General features: G+C 71.0%; 15 protein-coding genes and 3 pseudogenes. 10 read left to right on the forward strand and 8 right to left on the reverse strand.

Going from position 1 to position 16,354, the window contains the following annotated elements:
- Nucleotides 1-43: 43 nt before the first annotated feature.
- Nucleotides 44-1,414, reverse strand: coding sequence for a hypothetical protein (locus AB0A69_RS15395; RefSeq protein ID WP_361420827.1), 1,371 nt, complete (start codon nt 1,412-1,414; stop codon nt 44-46).
- Nucleotides 1,415-1,675: 261 nt separating this feature from the next.
- On the opposite strand from AB0A69_RS15395, the gene deoC reads away from it, so the two are divergent.
- The 4 genes and pseudogenes from deoC to AB0A69_RS15415 all read left to right on the forward strand — a co-directional run.
- Nucleotides 1,676-2,626, forward strand: a complete 951-nt coding sequence (gene deoC / locus AB0A69_RS15400) for a deoxyribose-phosphate aldolase (RefSeq protein WP_361421637.1) — start codon at nt 1,676-1,678, stop codon at nt 2,624-2,626.
- The gene (locus tag AB0A69_RS15405; protein ID WP_361420830.1) at nt 2,626-4,065 is read left to right on the forward strand and encodes an aldehyde dehydrogenase family protein; all 1,440 of its coding nucleotides are present in this window, start codon (nt 2,626-2,628) and stop codon (nt 4,063-4,065) included. The genes deoC and AB0A69_RS15405 overlap by 1 nt, the downstream gene beginning before the upstream one ends.
- Nucleotides 4,058-4,966: an aldehyde dehydrogenase family protein gene (locus tag AB0A69_RS15410; RefSeq protein ID WP_361420833.1), complete on the forward strand. Its 909-nt coding sequence runs from the start codon at nt 4,058-4,060 to the stop codon at nt 4,964-4,966. The genes AB0A69_RS15405 and AB0A69_RS15410 overlap by 8 nt, the downstream gene beginning before the upstream one ends.
- Before the next feature lie 134 nt (nt 4,967-5,100).
- Nucleotides 5,101-5,322 (forward strand): annotated as a pseudogene (locus AB0A69_RS15415) (transposase); the annotation flags it as partial.
- A 252-nt stretch (nt 5,323-5,574) separates the two neighbouring features.
- Here the strand turns inward: AB0A69_RS15415 and AB0A69_RS15420 are convergent.
- From AB0A69_RS15420 to AB0A69_RS15435, 4 genes and pseudogenes are all read right to left on the reverse strand, one after another.
- Nucleotides 5,575-7,692 (reverse strand): GAF domain-containing SpoIIE family protein phosphatase, encoded by a 2,118-nt coding sequence (locus tag AB0A69_RS15420; protein WP_361420836.1) that lies wholly within the window; start codon nt 7,690-7,692, stop codon nt 5,575-5,577.
- 221 nt (nt 7,693-7,913) lie between these two features.
- Nucleotides 7,914-8,126: pseudogene (locus AB0A69_RS15425) on the reverse strand (IS5/IS1182 family transposase); the annotation flags it as partial.
- Nucleotides 8,111-8,318: pseudogene (locus AB0A69_RS15430) on the reverse strand (transposase); the annotation flags it as partial. The pseudogenes AB0A69_RS15430 and AB0A69_RS15425, both read right to left, overlap by 16 nt.
- Nucleotides 8,319-8,593: 275 nt before the next feature.
- Nucleotides 8,594-8,941: a hypothetical protein gene (locus tag AB0A69_RS15435; protein WP_361420839.1), complete on the reverse strand. Its 348-nt coding sequence runs from the start codon at nt 8,939-8,941 to the stop codon at nt 8,594-8,596.
- A 66-nt stretch (nt 8,942-9,007) separates the two neighbouring features.
- On the opposite strand from AB0A69_RS15435, the gene AB0A69_RS15440 reads away from it, so the two are divergent.
- On the forward strand, nt 9,008-9,712 hold the full coding sequence (locus AB0A69_RS15440; RefSeq protein ID WP_361420841.1) for a uridine kinase: 705 nt from the start codon (nt 9,008-9,010) through the stop codon (nt 9,710-9,712).
- Nucleotides 9,713-9,867: 155 nt separating this feature from the next.
- Here AB0A69_RS15440 and AB0A69_RS15445 read toward each other — a convergent pair whose 3' ends face one another.
- Nucleotides 9,868-10,611 carry a SigE family RNA polymerase sigma factor gene (locus tag AB0A69_RS15445; protein ID WP_361420844.1) on the reverse strand — a complete coding sequence of 248 codons (744 nt, stop codon included), beginning with the start codon at nt 10,609-10,611 and terminating at the stop codon, nt 9,868-9,870.
- Between the two features lie 169 nt (nt 10,612-10,780).
- On the opposite strand from AB0A69_RS15445, the gene afsQ1 reads away from it, so the two are divergent.
- From afsQ1 to AB0A69_RS15470, 5 genes are all read left to right on the forward strand, one after another.
- The gene (gene afsQ1 / locus AB0A69_RS15450) at nt 10,781-11,458 is read left to right on the forward strand and encodes a two-component system response regulator AfsQ1 (RefSeq protein ID WP_361420847.1); all 678 of its coding nucleotides are present in this window, start codon (nt 10,781-10,783) and stop codon (nt 11,456-11,458) included.
- 32 nt (nt 11,459-11,490) lie between these two features.
- Nucleotides 11,491-12,969: a HAMP domain-containing sensor histidine kinase gene (locus tag AB0A69_RS15455; RefSeq protein ID WP_361421640.1), complete on the forward strand. Its 1,479-nt coding sequence runs from the start codon at nt 11,491-11,493 to the stop codon at nt 12,967-12,969.
- On the forward strand, nt 12,956-13,618 hold the full coding sequence (locus tag AB0A69_RS15460) for a hypothetical protein (protein WP_361420850.1): 663 nt from the start codon (nt 12,956-12,958) through the stop codon (nt 13,616-13,618). The genes AB0A69_RS15455 and AB0A69_RS15460 overlap by 14 nt, the downstream gene beginning before the upstream one ends.
- A gap of 80 nt (nt 13,619-13,698) precedes the next feature.
- The gene (locus tag AB0A69_RS15465; RefSeq protein WP_361420853.1) at nt 13,699-14,253 is read left to right on the forward strand and encodes a VanZ family protein; all 555 of its coding nucleotides are present in this window, start codon (nt 13,699-13,701) and stop codon (nt 14,251-14,253) included.
- Nucleotides 14,254-14,330: 77 nt separating this feature from the next.
- Nucleotides 14,331-14,531, forward strand: coding sequence for a PspC domain-containing protein (locus AB0A69_RS15470; protein ID WP_361420856.1), 201 nt, complete (start codon nt 14,331-14,333; stop codon nt 14,529-14,531).
- 106 nt (nt 14,532-14,637) lie between these two features.
- Here AB0A69_RS15470 and AB0A69_RS15475 read toward each other — a convergent pair whose 3' ends face one another.
- Nucleotides 14,638-14,967, reverse strand: a complete 330-nt coding sequence (locus AB0A69_RS15475; protein ID WP_361420859.1) for an ATP-binding protein — start codon at nt 14,965-14,967, stop codon at nt 14,638-14,640.
- 137 nt (nt 14,968-15,104) lie between these two features.
- Entirely contained in the window at nt 15,105-16,250 is a 1,146-nt protein-coding gene (locus AB0A69_RS15480) for an adenosine deaminase (RefSeq protein ID WP_361420861.1), read from the reverse strand.
- Between the last annotated feature and the right edge of the window lie 104 nt (nt 16,251-16,354).

Here is a 16,354-nt window from a genome sequence, read left to right on the forward strand (position 1 = left end):
GCCGCCGCGGGGTGCGGCGGCCCGCCCGGTGGGGGTGGGGTGGTCAGGCGCGGGTGCCGGCGCCGGTGCGGCGGCGCAGGGCGACGAAGCCGAGCCCGGCGGCGGTGACGGCGGCGGCGCCCGCACCGGCGACGACCAGCAGGTGCTCGCCCTCCTCGACCTCGGCGCCGGCGGCGACGCCGCCCCTGGGCACGATGGTGGTCTGGGTGGTGGCGGAGGTCTGCTGCGTGGACGCCTTGCCGGTGGTGCCGCCCTGCGGCTTGGCGCCGCCGGTGGTCTGGGCGGCGCCCTTGCCGAGGAAGACGGGCGCACCCTGCTTGCCGCCCTTGAGGTGGTAGGCCGCGATGCCGCCGTCCTGCTCCAGTACGAGGACGGAGGCGCCGTAGAAGAAGACCCGGCGGGCCTCGCCGTTGGTGTAGGTGAAGCCGCGGCCCTTGCCGTTCTCGACCAGCTGGAGGCCGTACATGCCGTCCTTCTTGCCGAGCTCCAGGACGGTGCCGTCGGCGAGCTGGTACTGGCCGGGCTTGCCGCCGGTGGTGAGGTTGCCGACCCAGTGGTGGGTGGTGCCGTCCGGGTTCAGGACGAAGAAGCTGCCGTTGTTGTTGCCGGCGGCCGAGCGGGCGTTGGCGTCGACGACGCCGATGGAACGGCCGTTGACGAAGGACTCGCCGCGGTAGTGCCGGACGGCCACCTTGTAGATCTTGACGAGGGTGCCGTCGGAGAGGGTCTCGTCGCGGACGAAGGTGCCCTTGGCGGCGTCGCCCTTGCCGTCCTCGCCCTTGCCGCTGTCGCCCTTGCCGCCCTCGTCGAGCAGGCTCCAGGTGAGGGTGCCGTCCCCCTTCAGGGTCACCTTGACGCCGTCGAAGACCTTCCAGTCCTGCGGCATGAGGAAGTCCGCCGTGCCGGCCTTGAGGGCGCCCACGGAGTCGGCGCCCTTGAGGATCTCCGCGGAGTAGACCTCCTCGTTGACCTTGTAGACGTGGGCGACCATCTCCTTGGGGAGGATGTGGGTCTTGATCAGCTCGCCCTGGGAGCCCGGGGTGGTCAGGAAGGCCGGCAGGTGGCCGTTCGGGCTGAGCTCGACGCCCACGTTGGCGAACCGGCCCCTGACGACCTTGTCGCCGCTGGTGAGGCTGCCGAGGAGCTTGCCGTCCTTGAAGAACTCGGCGACGAAGCGGCCGTCGCCCTTCTTGTAGACCTCGGCGACCACACCGGCCAGCAGCGGCTCGGTCCGCACGTGCACGCGGTCGGCGCCGGCGGTCTTGGTGTCACCCGTCTTGGTCTCGGCGGTCTTGGCGCCGGCGGCCGGCCCGGTGCCGTCCGCCGCGAAGGCGGCGCCGGCGGTAACGGCCGGGGTCAGAGCGATGCCGGCGAGGACGGCGGTGGCAAGGGCGGTGCGAAGGGCGGAACGCATAACGACTCCTGTGAACAGGTCGGTTTTCGGAGGGAAGAGCCGCATGCCTGCCTTGCCTCGTCGGTGTGGCCGTTGAGTGTGGGGCGGGGCTGCACGAACAAAGTTATGGATCTTGTGTGGGGGAGTCGTCCGCTCCCCGTCACAGGCGTGTGACAGCACTCACGCTCCCCGTGTCCACCACTGCCACCAGGGGTTTTCCACAGCCCCGGAAACGGGGGCTGTACAGGCCGCTACGCGCGTAGATATGCTCCAGTGGTGACCATGCCCACCACCCTCTCCGCATTCGCTGACGTGACCGCGTCCGACAGCACACTGCGCCGCTTCCTCCACGGGCTGCCCGGTGTGGACCCCGTCGGCCTCGAAGCGCGCGCCGCGTCACTCGGTACCCGTTCGATCAAGACCACGGCCAAGGCGTACGCCATCGACCTGGCCATCTCGATGATCGACCTGACGACGCTCGAAGGCGCGGACACCCCGGGCAAGGTCCGGGCGCTCGCCGCCAAGGCCGTCCACCCCGACCCGACCGACCGCACCACCCCGCGCACCGCCGCGGTGTGCGTGTACCCCGACATGGTGGCCACCGCCAAGGCCGTCCTGACCGGCACGGACGTCAAGGTCGCCTCCGTCGCGACCGCCTTCCCGGCCGGCCGCGCCGCCCTCGACGTCAAGCTCGCGGACACGCGGGACGCCGTCGAGGCCGGGGCGGACGAGATCGACATGGTGATCGACCGCGGCGCGTTCCTCGCGGGCGACTACCTGAAGGTCTACGAGGAGATCCGGGCCGTGAAGGAGGCCTGCGGCGAGCGGGCGCGCCTGAAGGTCATCTTCGAGACCGGCGAGCTGTCGACGTACGACAACATCCGCCGCGCCTCCTGGCTCGGCATGATCGCCGGGGCCGACTTCATCAAGACCTCGACGGGCAAGGTGGGCGTCAACGCCACCCCCGCCAACACGCTGCTCATGCTGGAGGCGGTGCGCGACTTCCGCGCGCAGACCGGGGTCCAGGTCGGGGTGAAGCCCGCGGGCGGCATCCGCACGACCAAGGACGCCATCAAGTTCCTGGTCCTGGTCAACGAGACCGTGGGCGAGGACTGGCTGGACAACCACTGGTTCCGGTTCGGCGCCTCGAGCCTGCTCAACGACCTGCTGATGCAGCGTCAGAAGCTGGCCACCGGACGTTACTCCGGTCCCGACTACGTGACGGTGGACTGATGACCATGACCAAGTTCGAGTACGCACCCGCACCCGAGTCCCGCTCGGTCGTCGACATCGCGCCGTCCTACGGCCTGTTCATCGACGGCGAGTTCACCGAGGCCGCGGACGGCAAGGTCTTCAAGACGATCTCGCCCTCCTCCGAGGAGGTCCTCTCCGAGGTCGCCCAGGCCGGGACCGAGGACGTCGACCGGGCCGTGAAGGCCGCCCGCAAGGCGTTCGAGAAGTGGTCGGCGCTGCCGGGCGCCGAGCGCGCGAAGTACCTCTTCCGCATCGCCCGGATCATCCAGGAGCGCAGCCGCGAGCTCGCCGTCCTGGAGACCCTGGACAACGGCAAGCCGATCAAGGAGACCCGCGACGCGGACCTCCCGCTGGTCGCCGCGCACTTCTTCTACTACGCGGGCTGGGCCGACAAGCTCGACCACGCGGGCTACGGCGCGAACCCGCGCCCCCTCGGCGTCGCGGGCCAGGTCATCCCGTGGAACTTCCCGCTGCTGATGCTCGCGTGGAAGATCGCCCCGGCGCTCGCCGCCGGCAACACGGTCGTCCTCAAGCCGGCCGAGACCACCCCGCTCTCCGCGCTCTTCTTCGCGGACATCTGCCGCCAGGCGGGCCTGCCGAAGGGTGTCGTCAACATCCTGCCGGGTTACGGGGACGCCGGCGCCGCGCTCGTCGAGCACCCGGACGTGAACAAGGTCGCCTTCACCGGCTCCACCGCCGTCGGCAAGGCCATCGCCCGCCAGGTCGCGGGCACCAGCAAGAAGCTCACCCTGGAGCTGGGCGGCAAGGGCGCCAACATCGTCTTCGACGACGCGCCCATCGACCAGGCCGTCGAGGGCATCGTCACCGGCATCTTCTTCAACCAGGGCCAGGTCTGCTGCGCGGGCTCCCGCCTCCTCGTCCAGGAGTCCATCCAGGACGAGCTGCTGGACGCCCTCAAGCGCCGGCTGTCCACGCTGCGCCTCGGCGACCCGCTGGACAAGAACACCGACATCGGCGCGATCAACTCCGCCGAGCAGCTGGCCCGCATCAAGGCCCTCGCCGACACCGGCGAGGCGGAGGGCGCCGAGCGCTGGTCGCCCGCCTGCGAGCTGCCCGCGCACGGCTACTGGTTCGCACCGACGCTCTTCACGGGCGTCACGCAGGCGCACACCATCGCCCGTGACGAGATCTTCGGCCCGGTCCTGTCGGTGCTGACCTTCCGCACCCCCGACGAGGCCGTCGCGAAGGCCAACAACAGCCAGTACGGCCTGTCCGCCGGCATCTGGACGGAGAAGGGCTCCCGCATCCTCGCGGTGGCGAACAAGCTCCGCGCGGGCGTCGTCTGGGCCAACACGTTCAACAAGTTCGACCCGACCTCGCCCTTCGGCGGCTACAAGGAGTCGGGCTTCGGCCGCGAGGGCGGCCGCCACGGCCTGGAGGCGTACCTCGATGTCTGACAAGACCGAACAGAACCGTCTGAGCGTCTTCAAGACCTACAAGCTGTACGTCGGGGGCAAGTTCCCCCGCAGCGAGAGCGGCCGGGTGTACGAAGTGCAGGACCACAAGGGCAAGTGGCTGGCCAACGCGCCGCTCTCCTCCCGCAAGGACGCGCGGGACGCGGTCGTCGCGGCGCGCAAGGCGTTCGGCGGCTGGTCGGGCGCGACGGCGTACAACCGTGGCCAGATCCTCTACCGCGTCGCCGAGATGCTGGAGGGCCGCAAGGGCCAGTTCGTCCGCGAGGTCGCGCACGCGGAGGGCCTGTCGAAGGCGCAGGCGGCCGAGGCCGTCGAGGCGGCCGTCGACCGCTGGGTCTGGTACGCGGGCTGGACGGACAAGATCGCGCAGATCGTGGGCGGGGCGAACCCGGTCGCGGGCCCGTTCTTCAACCTGTCGACGCCGGAGCCGACGGGCGTGGTCGCGGTCGTCGCCCCCCAGGAGTCGTCGTTCCTGGGCCTGGTGTCGGTCGTCGCGCCCGTCATCGCCACCGGGAACACCGCGGTCGTCATCGCCTCCGAGAAGGCCCCGCTGCCCGCCCTGTCGCTGGGCGAGGTCCTGGCCACCTCGGACCTGCCGGGCGGTGTCGTCAACGTCCTGTCGGGCCGTACGGCCGAGATCGCCGGGCCGCTCGCCGCGCACCAGGACGTCAACGCCATGGACCTGACGGGCGCGGACGCGGAGCTGGCGCGGGAGCTGGAGATCGCCGCCGCGGACAACCTCAAGCGGGTGCTGCGCCCCGCGGCCGTGGACGGCGAGGACTTCACGGCCGACCCGGGCACGCGCCGCCTGACCGCGTTCCTGGAGACCAAGACGGTCTGGCACCCCACGGGTTCGCTGGGCGCCTCGGGCTCCTCGTACTGACGGGTCCCCCTGTCCGACGGGTCCCCCTGTGCGAACGGCCCCGCCTCCCCTCCGTCCGGGGGAGCGCGGGGCCGTTCTCGTACGGAGGCGCCGTCCTAGGGGGGCGTCTTTCCGATCATCGGATCGTTGGTCCGGTGGTGAGGGATGGGGAGATTTCTGACGCTGCGTGGGCGGTGATCGAACCGCTGCTGCCGCCTGTGGGCCGTGCTCGTGGCCGGTGGCGGGATCACCGCCAGGTCCTTGAGGGCATCGTGTTCAAGTTCCGCACCGGACTGCGCTGGGGGGACCTGCCCGAGCGGTTCGGCCCGTGGCAGACCGTCCACGGACGTTTCGCCCGCTGGGCCGCCGACGGCACCCGCAATGACTGCACCCAGGCCGAAGTCGTCATGGTCCAGAAACTCCCGAGCGGGCCCGCAGCCCCCACCTGCTGAGCTGTCGAGCGACCACGTACCCGTAAGAGGCGTCTTGACCCATTGATCGGCCTCGTTTCTGCGTACTTGATCTGTTTCACGCCTCGCCAGGTTGGTCTGGATTCATGGGTGTGCGCGGAGCCCGAGCCGCACGGGCACGGTGGCCGGATGTGGCCGGCTGCTGCATGCCTCGGCAGCTCAGGTGATACGCAAGGCCAGGATGGCGAAGTCGTCGCCTGGCGGTGTCGAACCGTAGCCGAGGACTTCCTTCTCGAGCGCGGCGACGGTGGCGGCGGCGGAAGAGTGGCACGTACGGGCGAGAGTGCTGCGGACGCCGTCCTCGCCGAGCATGACGGAGCCCGAACGGCGTTCGGTGACACCATCGGTGTACAGCAGGAGCAGGTCCCCGGGCTGGAGGTCGTCTTCGGTGGTGTGCAGAGGGGGGTCGTTCATGACGCCAAGGAGGGTGCCTGCTCTGCCCAGGCGGGTGATCGTTCCGTCGGCCCGGCGCAGCAGCGGGTGCGGATGCCCACCAAGGGTCAGGCGCAGGCTGGCCGGTGATGCGTTGAGGTCGAGGTCGGCGTAGGCGGCCGTGCAGAAGCGGTGAGCAGGCCGGTCCGCGATGATGGCGCTGTTGACGGCCTTCAGCACCGTGTGCGGACCGGTCTCCAGGCGTCCAGCGGCGCGCGCCGTGTGGCGTACCAGGCCGGTCAGCGCGGCCGCTTCAGGGCCTTTGCCGCACACGTCACCGATGGTGAGGGCCCAGCTGCGGGGTCCCGTCGGGACGATGTCGTAGAAGTCGCCGCCGACCAGGCTGCCCCGGGCTCCGGGGTGATAGCACGCGGCGAGCTCCACCCCGGGAATGTCCGGCAGGCTGGCCGGCATCAGGCTTTTCTGCAGGGCGTTGGCGACCTGGCTCTGTTCCGTAAAGCGCCGTGCGTTGTCAACCGCCTGTGCGGCGCGTTGTGCGAGTTCTTGGGCGAAGGGGATGTCACGTTCGGTGAACAGGCTCTGCGCAGGGGCGGCCTGGATCAGGACCATGGCGCCGATGACGGCCCCGGTCTGCGTCATGGGAACCGCAAGCCAGGACGCCGCCGGTATGAGACCGCGCAGGGCTGATCGATGTTCCGGACTGCGTGCCAGGCGGTCCAGAGTGCGAGCGACATCGGTGATCAGTTCATAGCGGCCGGTACGGGCCACAGCTCCGACTCCGCCTTCGGCGTCCAGCCGCGGAGGGAAATCGCGCAACAGAGCGCGCAGGGATTGCTCTTGCGCGGGGTCGCGGTGGGCCAGAGCGACTAGGGCCGGCTGGCCGGCTTCGTCGATGACATGGATAAGGCATCCGTCGGCGAGTTGTGGCACCACAGTGGCTGCGATGTTGGCGAAGGTTGTCTCCGGGTCCAGGGATGTGGCCAGAACACGGCTGACGTCAGACAGAGCCTGGAGCTGGGCCTGTTTGTCAGCAGACTCGCGCAGCAGCCGGGCACGGTCTATGGCCTGAGCGCACTGCCCTACCAGAGCACGGAGGAAGCCACGCTCGGACTCGGCAAAGAGGTGGCGCACGGAGAAGTGAAAACTGACCGCGCCGAAGAGGCGTTCCTCCACGCGCATGGGCAGTACCGCCGTCGACTGGAATCGGTCAGTGAAGAAATGGGCGGCTTCGGGGAAGGCCTGCGCCCGCTCGGCCGGGTCGGCGAAGAACAGGGCCTGCCCGGTTCGGGCCGTGTGGGCCATGGGGTAGGGCGCGTGGACGCTGAATGGAGCGGGAGGCTTGAGCGTCTGATCGGCGTCATGGAGGTGCCGCACCGTGTAGCAGTCACTGCCCGGCTCGCTCAGGACGGCGCCACCGACCACGGCTCCGACGGCCGGCATGATACGCGTGGTGAGAACGGTCATGACAGCGGCGACGGTATCCGCCGCGGCCAGCGCTGCGGTGACCTCGGCCAGCAGCTCGGCTCTCAGCACACGTTCGCTGTTGTCGCGCAGCACCCACAGCAGATGATCCGGTCCGACCCGCACGGCCTGATACTCGTAGTCCGCCGCCCGATACGCATTCACCTGAGTCCAGGTGAACGCTCCCTGCGCAGGCTCGCCGGTGTCCAGGACGCGCATGCAAGCGGCGAAGGAGCCGTTGTCGACCATCTGCGGCCACAGCTCGCTGCACAATCCCCCGATGGGCGCCGCCTGGCCGGGCTGCCCGGCCCGAGCGGCTGCGTTCATGGATTCCAGCCGCATATCCACCGCACGCCCATCGCCATCCCGCACGGCAACGGAGACAGTGACAGCGTCCGGCAGACACTCGAACACCTCGGGCATGATCCCTGCTGGTAGACCAGTCGGGCGAGCCCCCTCCGAGGCCTCACCCGCTCCAGCGGCTGTCGCGGTCATCGCTGCACATCCCCCACTGTCCCTGCGCCGGCAGGCCAGCGGATACTTTGCCCGTGGTGTCCGCCCGTGAGCAACTTTTGCCTCATGACAAGTGTCGCCGATCCGGCTTGGGTGCCGAAAGAGACACGCGCAGTCTTTGCCCACTCGTGTTACTGGGCGACACAGCACCAAGTGATGGCGGGCTTGCCGTATCGGGTGGCAAGGCCGCGCCACTGCTTGAGCTTGTTGATGCGCCGCTCGACGGTGTTGCGCTGCTTGTATGCCTCGCGGTCGAAGGCAGGCGGGCGGCCGCCGGATCGGCCTCGCTTCTTGCGCTTGGCGACCTGATCGGAAGGCTGGGGGATCACCGCCGGAAGCGTTCGTAGACCGTCTTCCACGGCCCCGTAACGCTCCGGCAGGTCACGCCGGGCAGCCCCGGTGGACAGCTTCCACGAGATCCCGTTGACGACCTGGCGCCGGTCCCGCACGGGCCGGCCCATCCGGCCCGACGCCAGCAACGGAGCGATCAACGCCCACGACTCATCCGTCAGTTCATGTCGACGCACCACGAACAGAGCAACAAGCGATCGACTTTCCGGACACGGCCTAGAGGGGCGTCTTGCCGACCTTGCCGGGCTCGCGACGCCTGGCACCGCTCCCCCAGAGCTTCGCCTGGGAGTGCCCCCCACGCCGCGTTGTCGTCGGTCGCCAAGGGCCCCCGTAGCCCTTCGGGCACGGGGGAGGCTCCCTCCTCCGCCTTGCGATACGCCCCCTCGGCCCCATAGGGGCCTGGGGAGACCCCATGCACCAGACGCCGCTCTCTGATCCGGCCTGATTGACGACACACCCCCTAGCCCGGCAGCGCGCCGCCCAGCAGCGGCCCGGCCACCGGCAGGTTCGGGGCGCTGGTCAGCGAGCCCGTCATGCTGGTGGTGCTCACCGGCTGGAAGTCGCCGACCTGCGTGCCGACACCGTTGTTGAGCGGGTCGACACCGGTCTGGGCGAGCGGGTTGATCTTCAGGTTCTTGGCGGCGCCCACCACGTGCGGGGCGGCCGCCTGCACCCCCTGCATCGCGGACGCCGTGTCGAGCTCGCCCACCGGGGACGGGACCGCGTGCGCCGTGCCCCCACCGGCGCCCAGCGCGGCGCCGAGGGCGGAGAGGGTCAGCCCGGCCTGGAGAAGAGTGTGACGTGCCATGGGAGGGGCTCCTGCCGCGTGTATGTCGAGCGCAACCGAACGACCACGCAGCGTATGCGAGATGTGATGCTCGATACCAACGGGTGCCCGGCGGGGTCCCCCGCACGGGTGCATGCCTCAGACTGGTGTCCCGTGAGTTCCCATCCCCTTCAGGCCCGCGTCGTGCTGCTCGCGGGACCGTCCGGCTCCGGCAAGTCCTCCCTCGCGGCCCGGACCGGCCTTCCGGTGCTGCGCCTCGACGACTTCTACAAGGAGGCCGACGACCCGACGCTCCCGCTCGTCCCGGGCAGCCCCGACATCGACTGGGACTCCCCGTCGTCCTGGGACGCGGACGCCGCGGTGGCGGCGATCACGGAGCTGTGCGCCACCGGCCGTACGGACGTCCCGGTCTACGACATCGCCACCAGCGCGCGCGTCGGCCGCGACGTCCTCGACATCGCGCGCGCACCGCTGTTCGTGGCCGAGGGCATCTTCGCGGCGGACATCGTGGCGCGCTGCCGGGAGCTCGGCGTCCTGGCCGACGCGCTGTGCCTGCGCGGCCGCCCGTCCACGACGTTCCGCCGCCGGCTGGCGCGCGACCTGCGCGAGGGCCGCAAGTCGGTGCCGTTCCTGCTGCGCAGGGGCTGGCGGCTGATGCGCGCCGAGCGCTCCATCGTGGCCCGCCAGACGGCCCTGGGCGCGCACCCCTGCGACCAGCCCGAGGCCCTCGTACGCGTGACCGCCGCAGCGGCGGACCGCGCCCCCACCCCTACGCCCTCGGCGACGGCGTAGACACCGGCACGGGAACGCGCGTGGGGCCGGGCAGGGCTTCCGCCCCGTCCGGCCCCACGCTCCCCCGTACCCCCGTGTCCCCCTGTTGTGGGCACCCCCGTACCCATGACCCGCCGCGGCCTCCCCCGAGGCCGCGCGGCGGGCCCCCCGTTCCCTCAGGCCACGAGCTGGCCGAAGGACTCCTCCTGGTCACGGCCGAAGCCGAGGACGTCGTCCTCGCGCAGCCGGCGCAGGGAGCGCCAGATGCTCGACTTGACCGTGCCGACGCTGATGTCGAGGATCTCCGCGATCTCCGGGTCCGTACGGCCCTCGTAGTAGCGCAGGACCAGCATGGTGCGCTGCAGTTCGGGCAGCCGGGCCAGCGCCTGCCAGAGCACCGCGCGCAGTTCGGTGCCGCGCATCGCGTCGCTGTCGCCGGCGGACTCAGGCAGCTCCTCCGTCGGGTACTCGTCGATCTTCCGCCGCCGCCAGGCGCTGATGTGCAGGTTCGTCATGGTGCGGCGCAGGTAGCCGCCGACCGCCGCCTTGTCCGTGATGCGGTCCCAGGCGCGGTACGTCGAGAACAGCGCGCTCTGCAGCAGGTCCTCGGCCTCGAAACGGTCACCGGTGAGGTGGTAGGCCGTGGCGTACAGGGAGGCGCGGCGCTCGCGTACGTAGGCGGAGAACGCCGCTTCGGCGTCCGCAGCCTCCGTACGGTTCGACCGCTCCCCCGTGGCCTCCCTGTACGACCCTCCCCCGTCAGGCACGGCCGCCATGTACGGCGGCTTGTGCTGACGTCCGGCGCCGCGAACGCACCCCCGCCCGTTCACGGCACCGGACTTCTCGGTGCTCCGCGTGACGTCGTGGAGACGCGTGACAACTGCGTTCGAGGTGGTGCCGGTGCTGAGCACTGCGTTCATCTCACGCCCCCCGTCGGTTGGAGTCTGTTTCGGTCCGGTGCGAAAAAGCTTGCCCGGGCGACTTCATAGCGGTGTCCGTCGACTGTCACAGACGTGTCACAGCGGCCGGGGCCGGCCGCGGGGCGACGGGCGGTCGAACTGCCCCTCCACCATGGGACAGAATGACGGCGTGCCTTTCCTGTTGCTGATCGAGGACGACGACGCCATCCGCACGGCCCTCGAACTCTCGCTGTCACGCCAGGGCCACAAAGTGGCCACCGCGGCGACGGGCGAGGACGGCCTGAAACTGCTGCGCGAGCAGCGGCCGGACCTGATCGTGCTGGATGTGATGCTGCCCGGCATCGACGGCTTCGAGGTGTGCCGGCGCATCCGGCGCACCGACCAGCTGCCGATCATCCTGCTGACGGCGCGCAGCGACGACATCGACGTCGTGGTGGGCCTGGAGTCCGGTGCGGACGACTACGTCGTCAAGCCGGTGCAGGGCCGGGTGCTGGACGCCCGTATCCGGGCGGTGCTGCGGCGCGGTGAGCGCGAGTCGACGGACTCGGCGACGTTCGGGTCGCTGGTGATCGACCGGTCGGCGATGACCGTGACGAAGAACGGCGAGGACCTCCAGCTCACCCCGACCGAGCTGCGGCTGCTGCTGGAACTGAGCCGCCGGCCGGGCCAGGCGCTGTCGCGCCAGCAGCTGCTGCGGCTGGTGTGGGAGCACGACTACCTGGGCGACTCGCGGCTGGTGGACGCGTGTGTGCAGCGGCTGCGGGCGAAGGTCGAGGACGTGCCGTCGTCGCCGACCCTGATCCGCACGGTGCGGGGCGTGGGCTACCGGCTGGACGTACCTTCGTGAGACCTCTTCGCTGGACGAGCCTGCGGCTGCGCATGGTGGTCGTCTTCGCGCTCGTCGCGCTGACCGCCGCCGTGTCCGCGTCCGGCATCGCGTACTGGCTGAACCGCGAGGCCGTGCTGACGCGGACGCAGAACTCGGCGTTGAACGACTTCCGCCAGGAGATGCAGAACCGGGCCGCGTCGCTGCCGCTGCGGCCCACCGAGGAGGAGCTGCGGCGCACCGCCGAGGAGATGTCGTCCAACGGCGTCGGGTACGGCGTGGTGCTGCTGGCCGAGCGGGACGCGGGCAAGCCGATCGTCGGCGTCTCCGACCCGGACCGGTTCACGCTGGAGGACGTACCGCAGGCGCTGCGGGCGGCGGTGGACGAGCGGCACGAGGTCAACGACGGCAATCCGTACGCGTACCACCTGTTCTGGCAGCGCACGGAGCGCGGCCAGACGCCCTACCTGGTGGGCGGTACGCGGATCGTGGGCGGCGGGCCGACCGGGTACATGTTCAAGTCGCTGGATCCGGAGCGGCAGGACCTCAACTCGCTGGCCTGGTCGCTGGGTATAGCCACGCTGCTGGCGCTGCTGGGTTCCGCGCTGCTCGCGCAGGCGGCGGCCACGACCGTGCTGAAGCCGGTGCACCGGCTCGGGGAGGCGGCGCGGCGGCTCGGCGAGGGCAAGCTGGACACGCGGCTGCGGGTGTCGGGCACGGACGAACTGGCGGAGCTGTCGCGGACGTTCAACGCGGCCGCCGAGAGCCTGCAGAAGAAGGTCGCGGACATGAGCGCGCGGGAGGAGTCGAGCCGCCGCTTCGTCGCCGACATGTCGCACGAGCTGCGGACGCCGATGACCGCGCTGACCGCCGTGACCGAGGTCCTGGAGGAGGAGCAGGACGGCCTCGACCCGATGATCGCGCCGGCCGTGGCCCTGGTGGTCAGCGAGACGCGGCGGCTCAACACGCTGGTCGAGAACCTGATGGAGGTCACCCGCTTCGACGCCGGTACGGCCCGGCTCGTGCTGGACGACGTGGACGTGGCCGACCAGGTGACCGCCTGCATCGACACGCGCGCGTGGCTGGACGCGGTCGAGCTGGACGCCGAGCGCGGCCTCATGGCGCGGCTCGACCCGCGCCGCCTGGACGTGATCCTCGCGAACCTCATCGGCAACGCCCTCAAGCACGGCGGTTCGCCGGTGCGGGTGGCGGTGCGGACGGAGGGCGACGACCTCCTCATCGAGGTGCGCGACCACGGCCCCGGCATCCCCGAGGACGTGCTGCCGCACGTCTTCGACCGGTTCTACAAGGCGAGCGCCTCCCGGCCGCGCTCCGAGGGCAGCGGCCTCGGCCTGTCGATCGCGATGGAGAACGCGCTGATCCACGGCGGTGACATCACGGCGGCGAACTCTCCCGACGGCGACGGCGCGGTGTTCGTGCTGCGGCTGCCGCGCGACGCGTCGCGGACCCCCCTCGGCGAGGACGGACAGCAGAAGGGCGGCGGACATGGCGGCGGGCATGAGGACGCGTAAGCGGTGGCGGCGGGGCGCGGGCGTGCTCGCGGGTGCCGCCGCGGTCGCCGCCCTCGCCGCCGGCTGCGGGATCCGGCCGACGGTCCCGGTCGACGCGGGTGCCGCGCCCTCGCGGATGCCGTGCACCCTCTCCGAATCCGACTCCGGCTCCGGCTCCGGCTCCGGCTCCGGTTCCGACGCGGCCGGGGCCGAGGGGCGGCAGGGCCTGCCGGTGACGGTGTACCTGGTGTGCGCGTCCGGCCTGGAGCCGGTGCGGCGCACGGCCGACGAGCCGCCCGTCGTGAAGGGCCGCGACAGCCGTGTGGCGGTGGCCGGGGCGCTGCTGGCCCAGCTGTCGGCCGAGCCGTCGGCGAGCGAGCGGCAGGCGGGCTTCGTCACGTACGTGGAGCCGCCGCTGAGCGTCTCGGCGGGCCGGGAGGGTGATCCGGCGCGGGCGCTGCGGCTGAGCCGGCAGCCCGACGACCTGCCGCCGGCGGCGCTGTCGCAGCTGGTGTGCACGTACGCGGAGAACGCCGCGACCACCGCCGGGGACGACACAGTCGTCCTGGGCGGGCCCGGGGACCGTCCGGCGCGGCGGTACGCGTGTACGAAGGCGGTCAAGGAGCGTCCGGAGTCGGTGGAGCCGACGGCGGAGGCGCCCGCGTCCTGACGCGGCTGCTCGGACGGCTGCTCGGGTACGGCCGGGACGTGAGCGGAACCGATCCTGCCGGTGGGCGCGTCTTGGGGGGCGTGCAGCGTCAAGGTTCGGGCGGCAGTGCCGCCATCCGGTTCCGCATCGGCTTCCGCGCGGTGGGGTTCGTCCTGCTTCTCGCGCACCTGGTGCTGGTGGGATGGCTGACGCTCCGGCCACTGGACGTGATGTGGGTGAACGCCGACAACCTCGAGCCGTTCGCGGGCATCAAGGCGGACCTGGCGCTCGGAGCCGCCGAGGCCGCGCGCCGGATCGGCGAGGGCCTGCTGCTTCTCGCCCCGCTGGGTGTGCTGCTGCCGGTGGCGGGCGGCCGGCTGGACGTCTCGCCGTGGGCCTCGCTGGCCCGTACCGTCGCGGCGGGCGCGCTGGTGTCGCTGGCCATCGAGCTGCTGCAGACCGTGGTGCCGGGGCGGGTGGTGGACGTGGACGCACTGCTGCTGAACACGGTGGGGGTGGCGCTGGCGCACCTGGCCGTGGTGCCGGCCGCGCGGGCGCGGCTGCGGCGGGGGGCGGGCCGGGGGCGTCCGGTCCGCCGGGAGGAGACCTCTCAGGGTGCGACCCCGACGATTCCCAGGGTCGGAATCGCCCCGTAGTCCGACGCTTCGCCCCGCTTGGACGGGAGAGGATGGATCCGAGGACGACGACCCACCCCGTCACCAAGGAGCCCACCATGGCCGCACTTGTCCGCCCCAGCCAAGGCCGCATGATCGGCGGAGTGTGCGCTGCGCTGGCCCGGCGCTTCGGCACCTCCGCGACGACGATGCGGGTGATCTTCCTCGTGTCGTGCCTGCTGCCCGGCCCGCAGTTCCTGCTGTACCTGGCGCTGTGGATACTGCTGCCGTCGGAGAAGGCCGCCAAGCCGGCCTGGTGATCCGCCGCGGCGTACGGCGTGCGTACGGCGACGGGCGCGCACCCTCGTGGGGTGCGCGCCCGTTGGCGTGGGTGTGTCAGGCGTGGACGTGTCGGGCGTCCGTGTGTCAGGCGCCGACGCCGTTGCTGCCGAGCACGGTGCCGACCGGCAGGCCGCCGACGAGGCTGGTGACCGCGCCGAGCGTGCTGGGGTCGACGGGCAGGCCCTGGACGGCGCCGGTGAGGCCCTGGGCGGTGCCCACCGCCTCCGTGGCCTGGCCGGGGAGCTGCTCGATGGCGGCGCCCGCGAGGGGCATGGCCATCGGCAGCACCTTGTTCGTGGCCTCGAGGCCGGCGGAGGTGGGGCCGACGACCGCGGACGCGCTTCCGGCGGCGGTGGCGGCGAAAGCGGCACCGAGAGCGGCGACACCGAGGGTCTTGGCGGCGGACTGCTTCATCGAAAATCGTCCTCGGGGGAATTCGGGGGAAGATGAGCGGCTCTGCAAGCTAGTCAGCCGACGCCGATCTCCGCAAACACCGGAAACGGCCGGGTCGTGCGTTTCCCGACCGTTTCCGGTATCTCCCGTGAGGGTGCTCAGGACATGGAACCGCTGGTCGCAGCGGTTTGCGTGAACAGCCATTCGGACTTGAGCTCGGCGTAACCGGGCTTGATCACCTCATTGATCATGGCCAGGCGTTCGTCGAAAGGAATGAATGCTGATTTCATCGCATTGACTGTGAACCACTGCATGTCGTCGAGCGTGTAGCCGAACGTCTCGACCAGCCGCTCGAATTCCCGACTCATGCTCGTGCCGGACATGAGGCGGTTGTCCGTATTGACGGTCACCCGGAAATGCAGCCGGCGCAGCAGGCCGATCGGGTGCTCGGCGTACGAGGCGGCGGCGCCGGTCTGGAGGTTGGACGTCGGGCACATCTCCAGCGGGATGCGCTTGTCGCGCACGTACGCGGCGAGGCGCCCGAGCACGACGGTGCCGTCGTCGGCGACCTCGATGTCGTCGATGATCCGCACCCCGTGGCCGAGGCGGTCGGCGCCGCACCACTGGAGCGCCTGCCAGATGGACGGCAGGCCGAACGCCTCGCCCGCGTGGATGGTGAAGTGGTTGTTCTCGCGCTTGAGGTACTCGAAGGCGTCGAGGTGGCGGGTGGGCGGGAAGCCCGCCTCGGCGCCCGCGATGTCGAAGCCGACGACGCCGCGGTCGCGGTAGCGGTTGGCCAGCTCGGCGATCTCCAGGGCCCGGGCGGCGTGCCGCATGGCGGTCAGCAGGGCGCCGACGCGGATGCGGTGTCCGGCCGCCCGGGCGCGCTGCTCGCCGAGGCGGAAGCCCTCGTTGACGGCTTCGACGACCTGCTCCAGGCTCAGGCCCTGGTCCAGGTGCTGCTCGGGCGCGTACCGCACCTCGGCGTAGACGACGCCGTCCGCGGCGAGGTCCTCGGCGCACTCGGCGGCGACGCGGACGAGGGCCTCGCGGGTCTGCATGACGGCGCAGGTGTGCGCGAAGGTCTCCAGGTAGCGCTCCAGGGAGCCGGAGTCGGCGGCTTCGCGGAACCAGACGCCGAGCCTGTCGGCGTCGGTCTCGGGAAGCGCGCCGTACCCGGCGTCCCGGGCCAGTTCGACGACGGTGCCGGGCCGCAGTCCGCCGTCGAGGTGGTCGTGGAGGAGCACCTTGGGCGCGCGGCGGATCTGGTCGGTGGTCGGGAGGTTGGGGATGGAGCTCGTCATTTTCGAACTCTAGCCCCTACGCGCGTAGAAGGAGGGTTCTTCGGCGTCGATACGCAACAGTGACCGCCCGTACGGATGGAGTACATCTCGACTTCTGAGACTGT

It is taken from the genome of Streptomyces sp. NPDC045431, assembly GCF_040646655.1.
Taxonomy (GTDB): Bacteria; Actinomycetota; Actinomycetes; order Streptomycetales; family Streptomycetaceae; genus Streptomyces.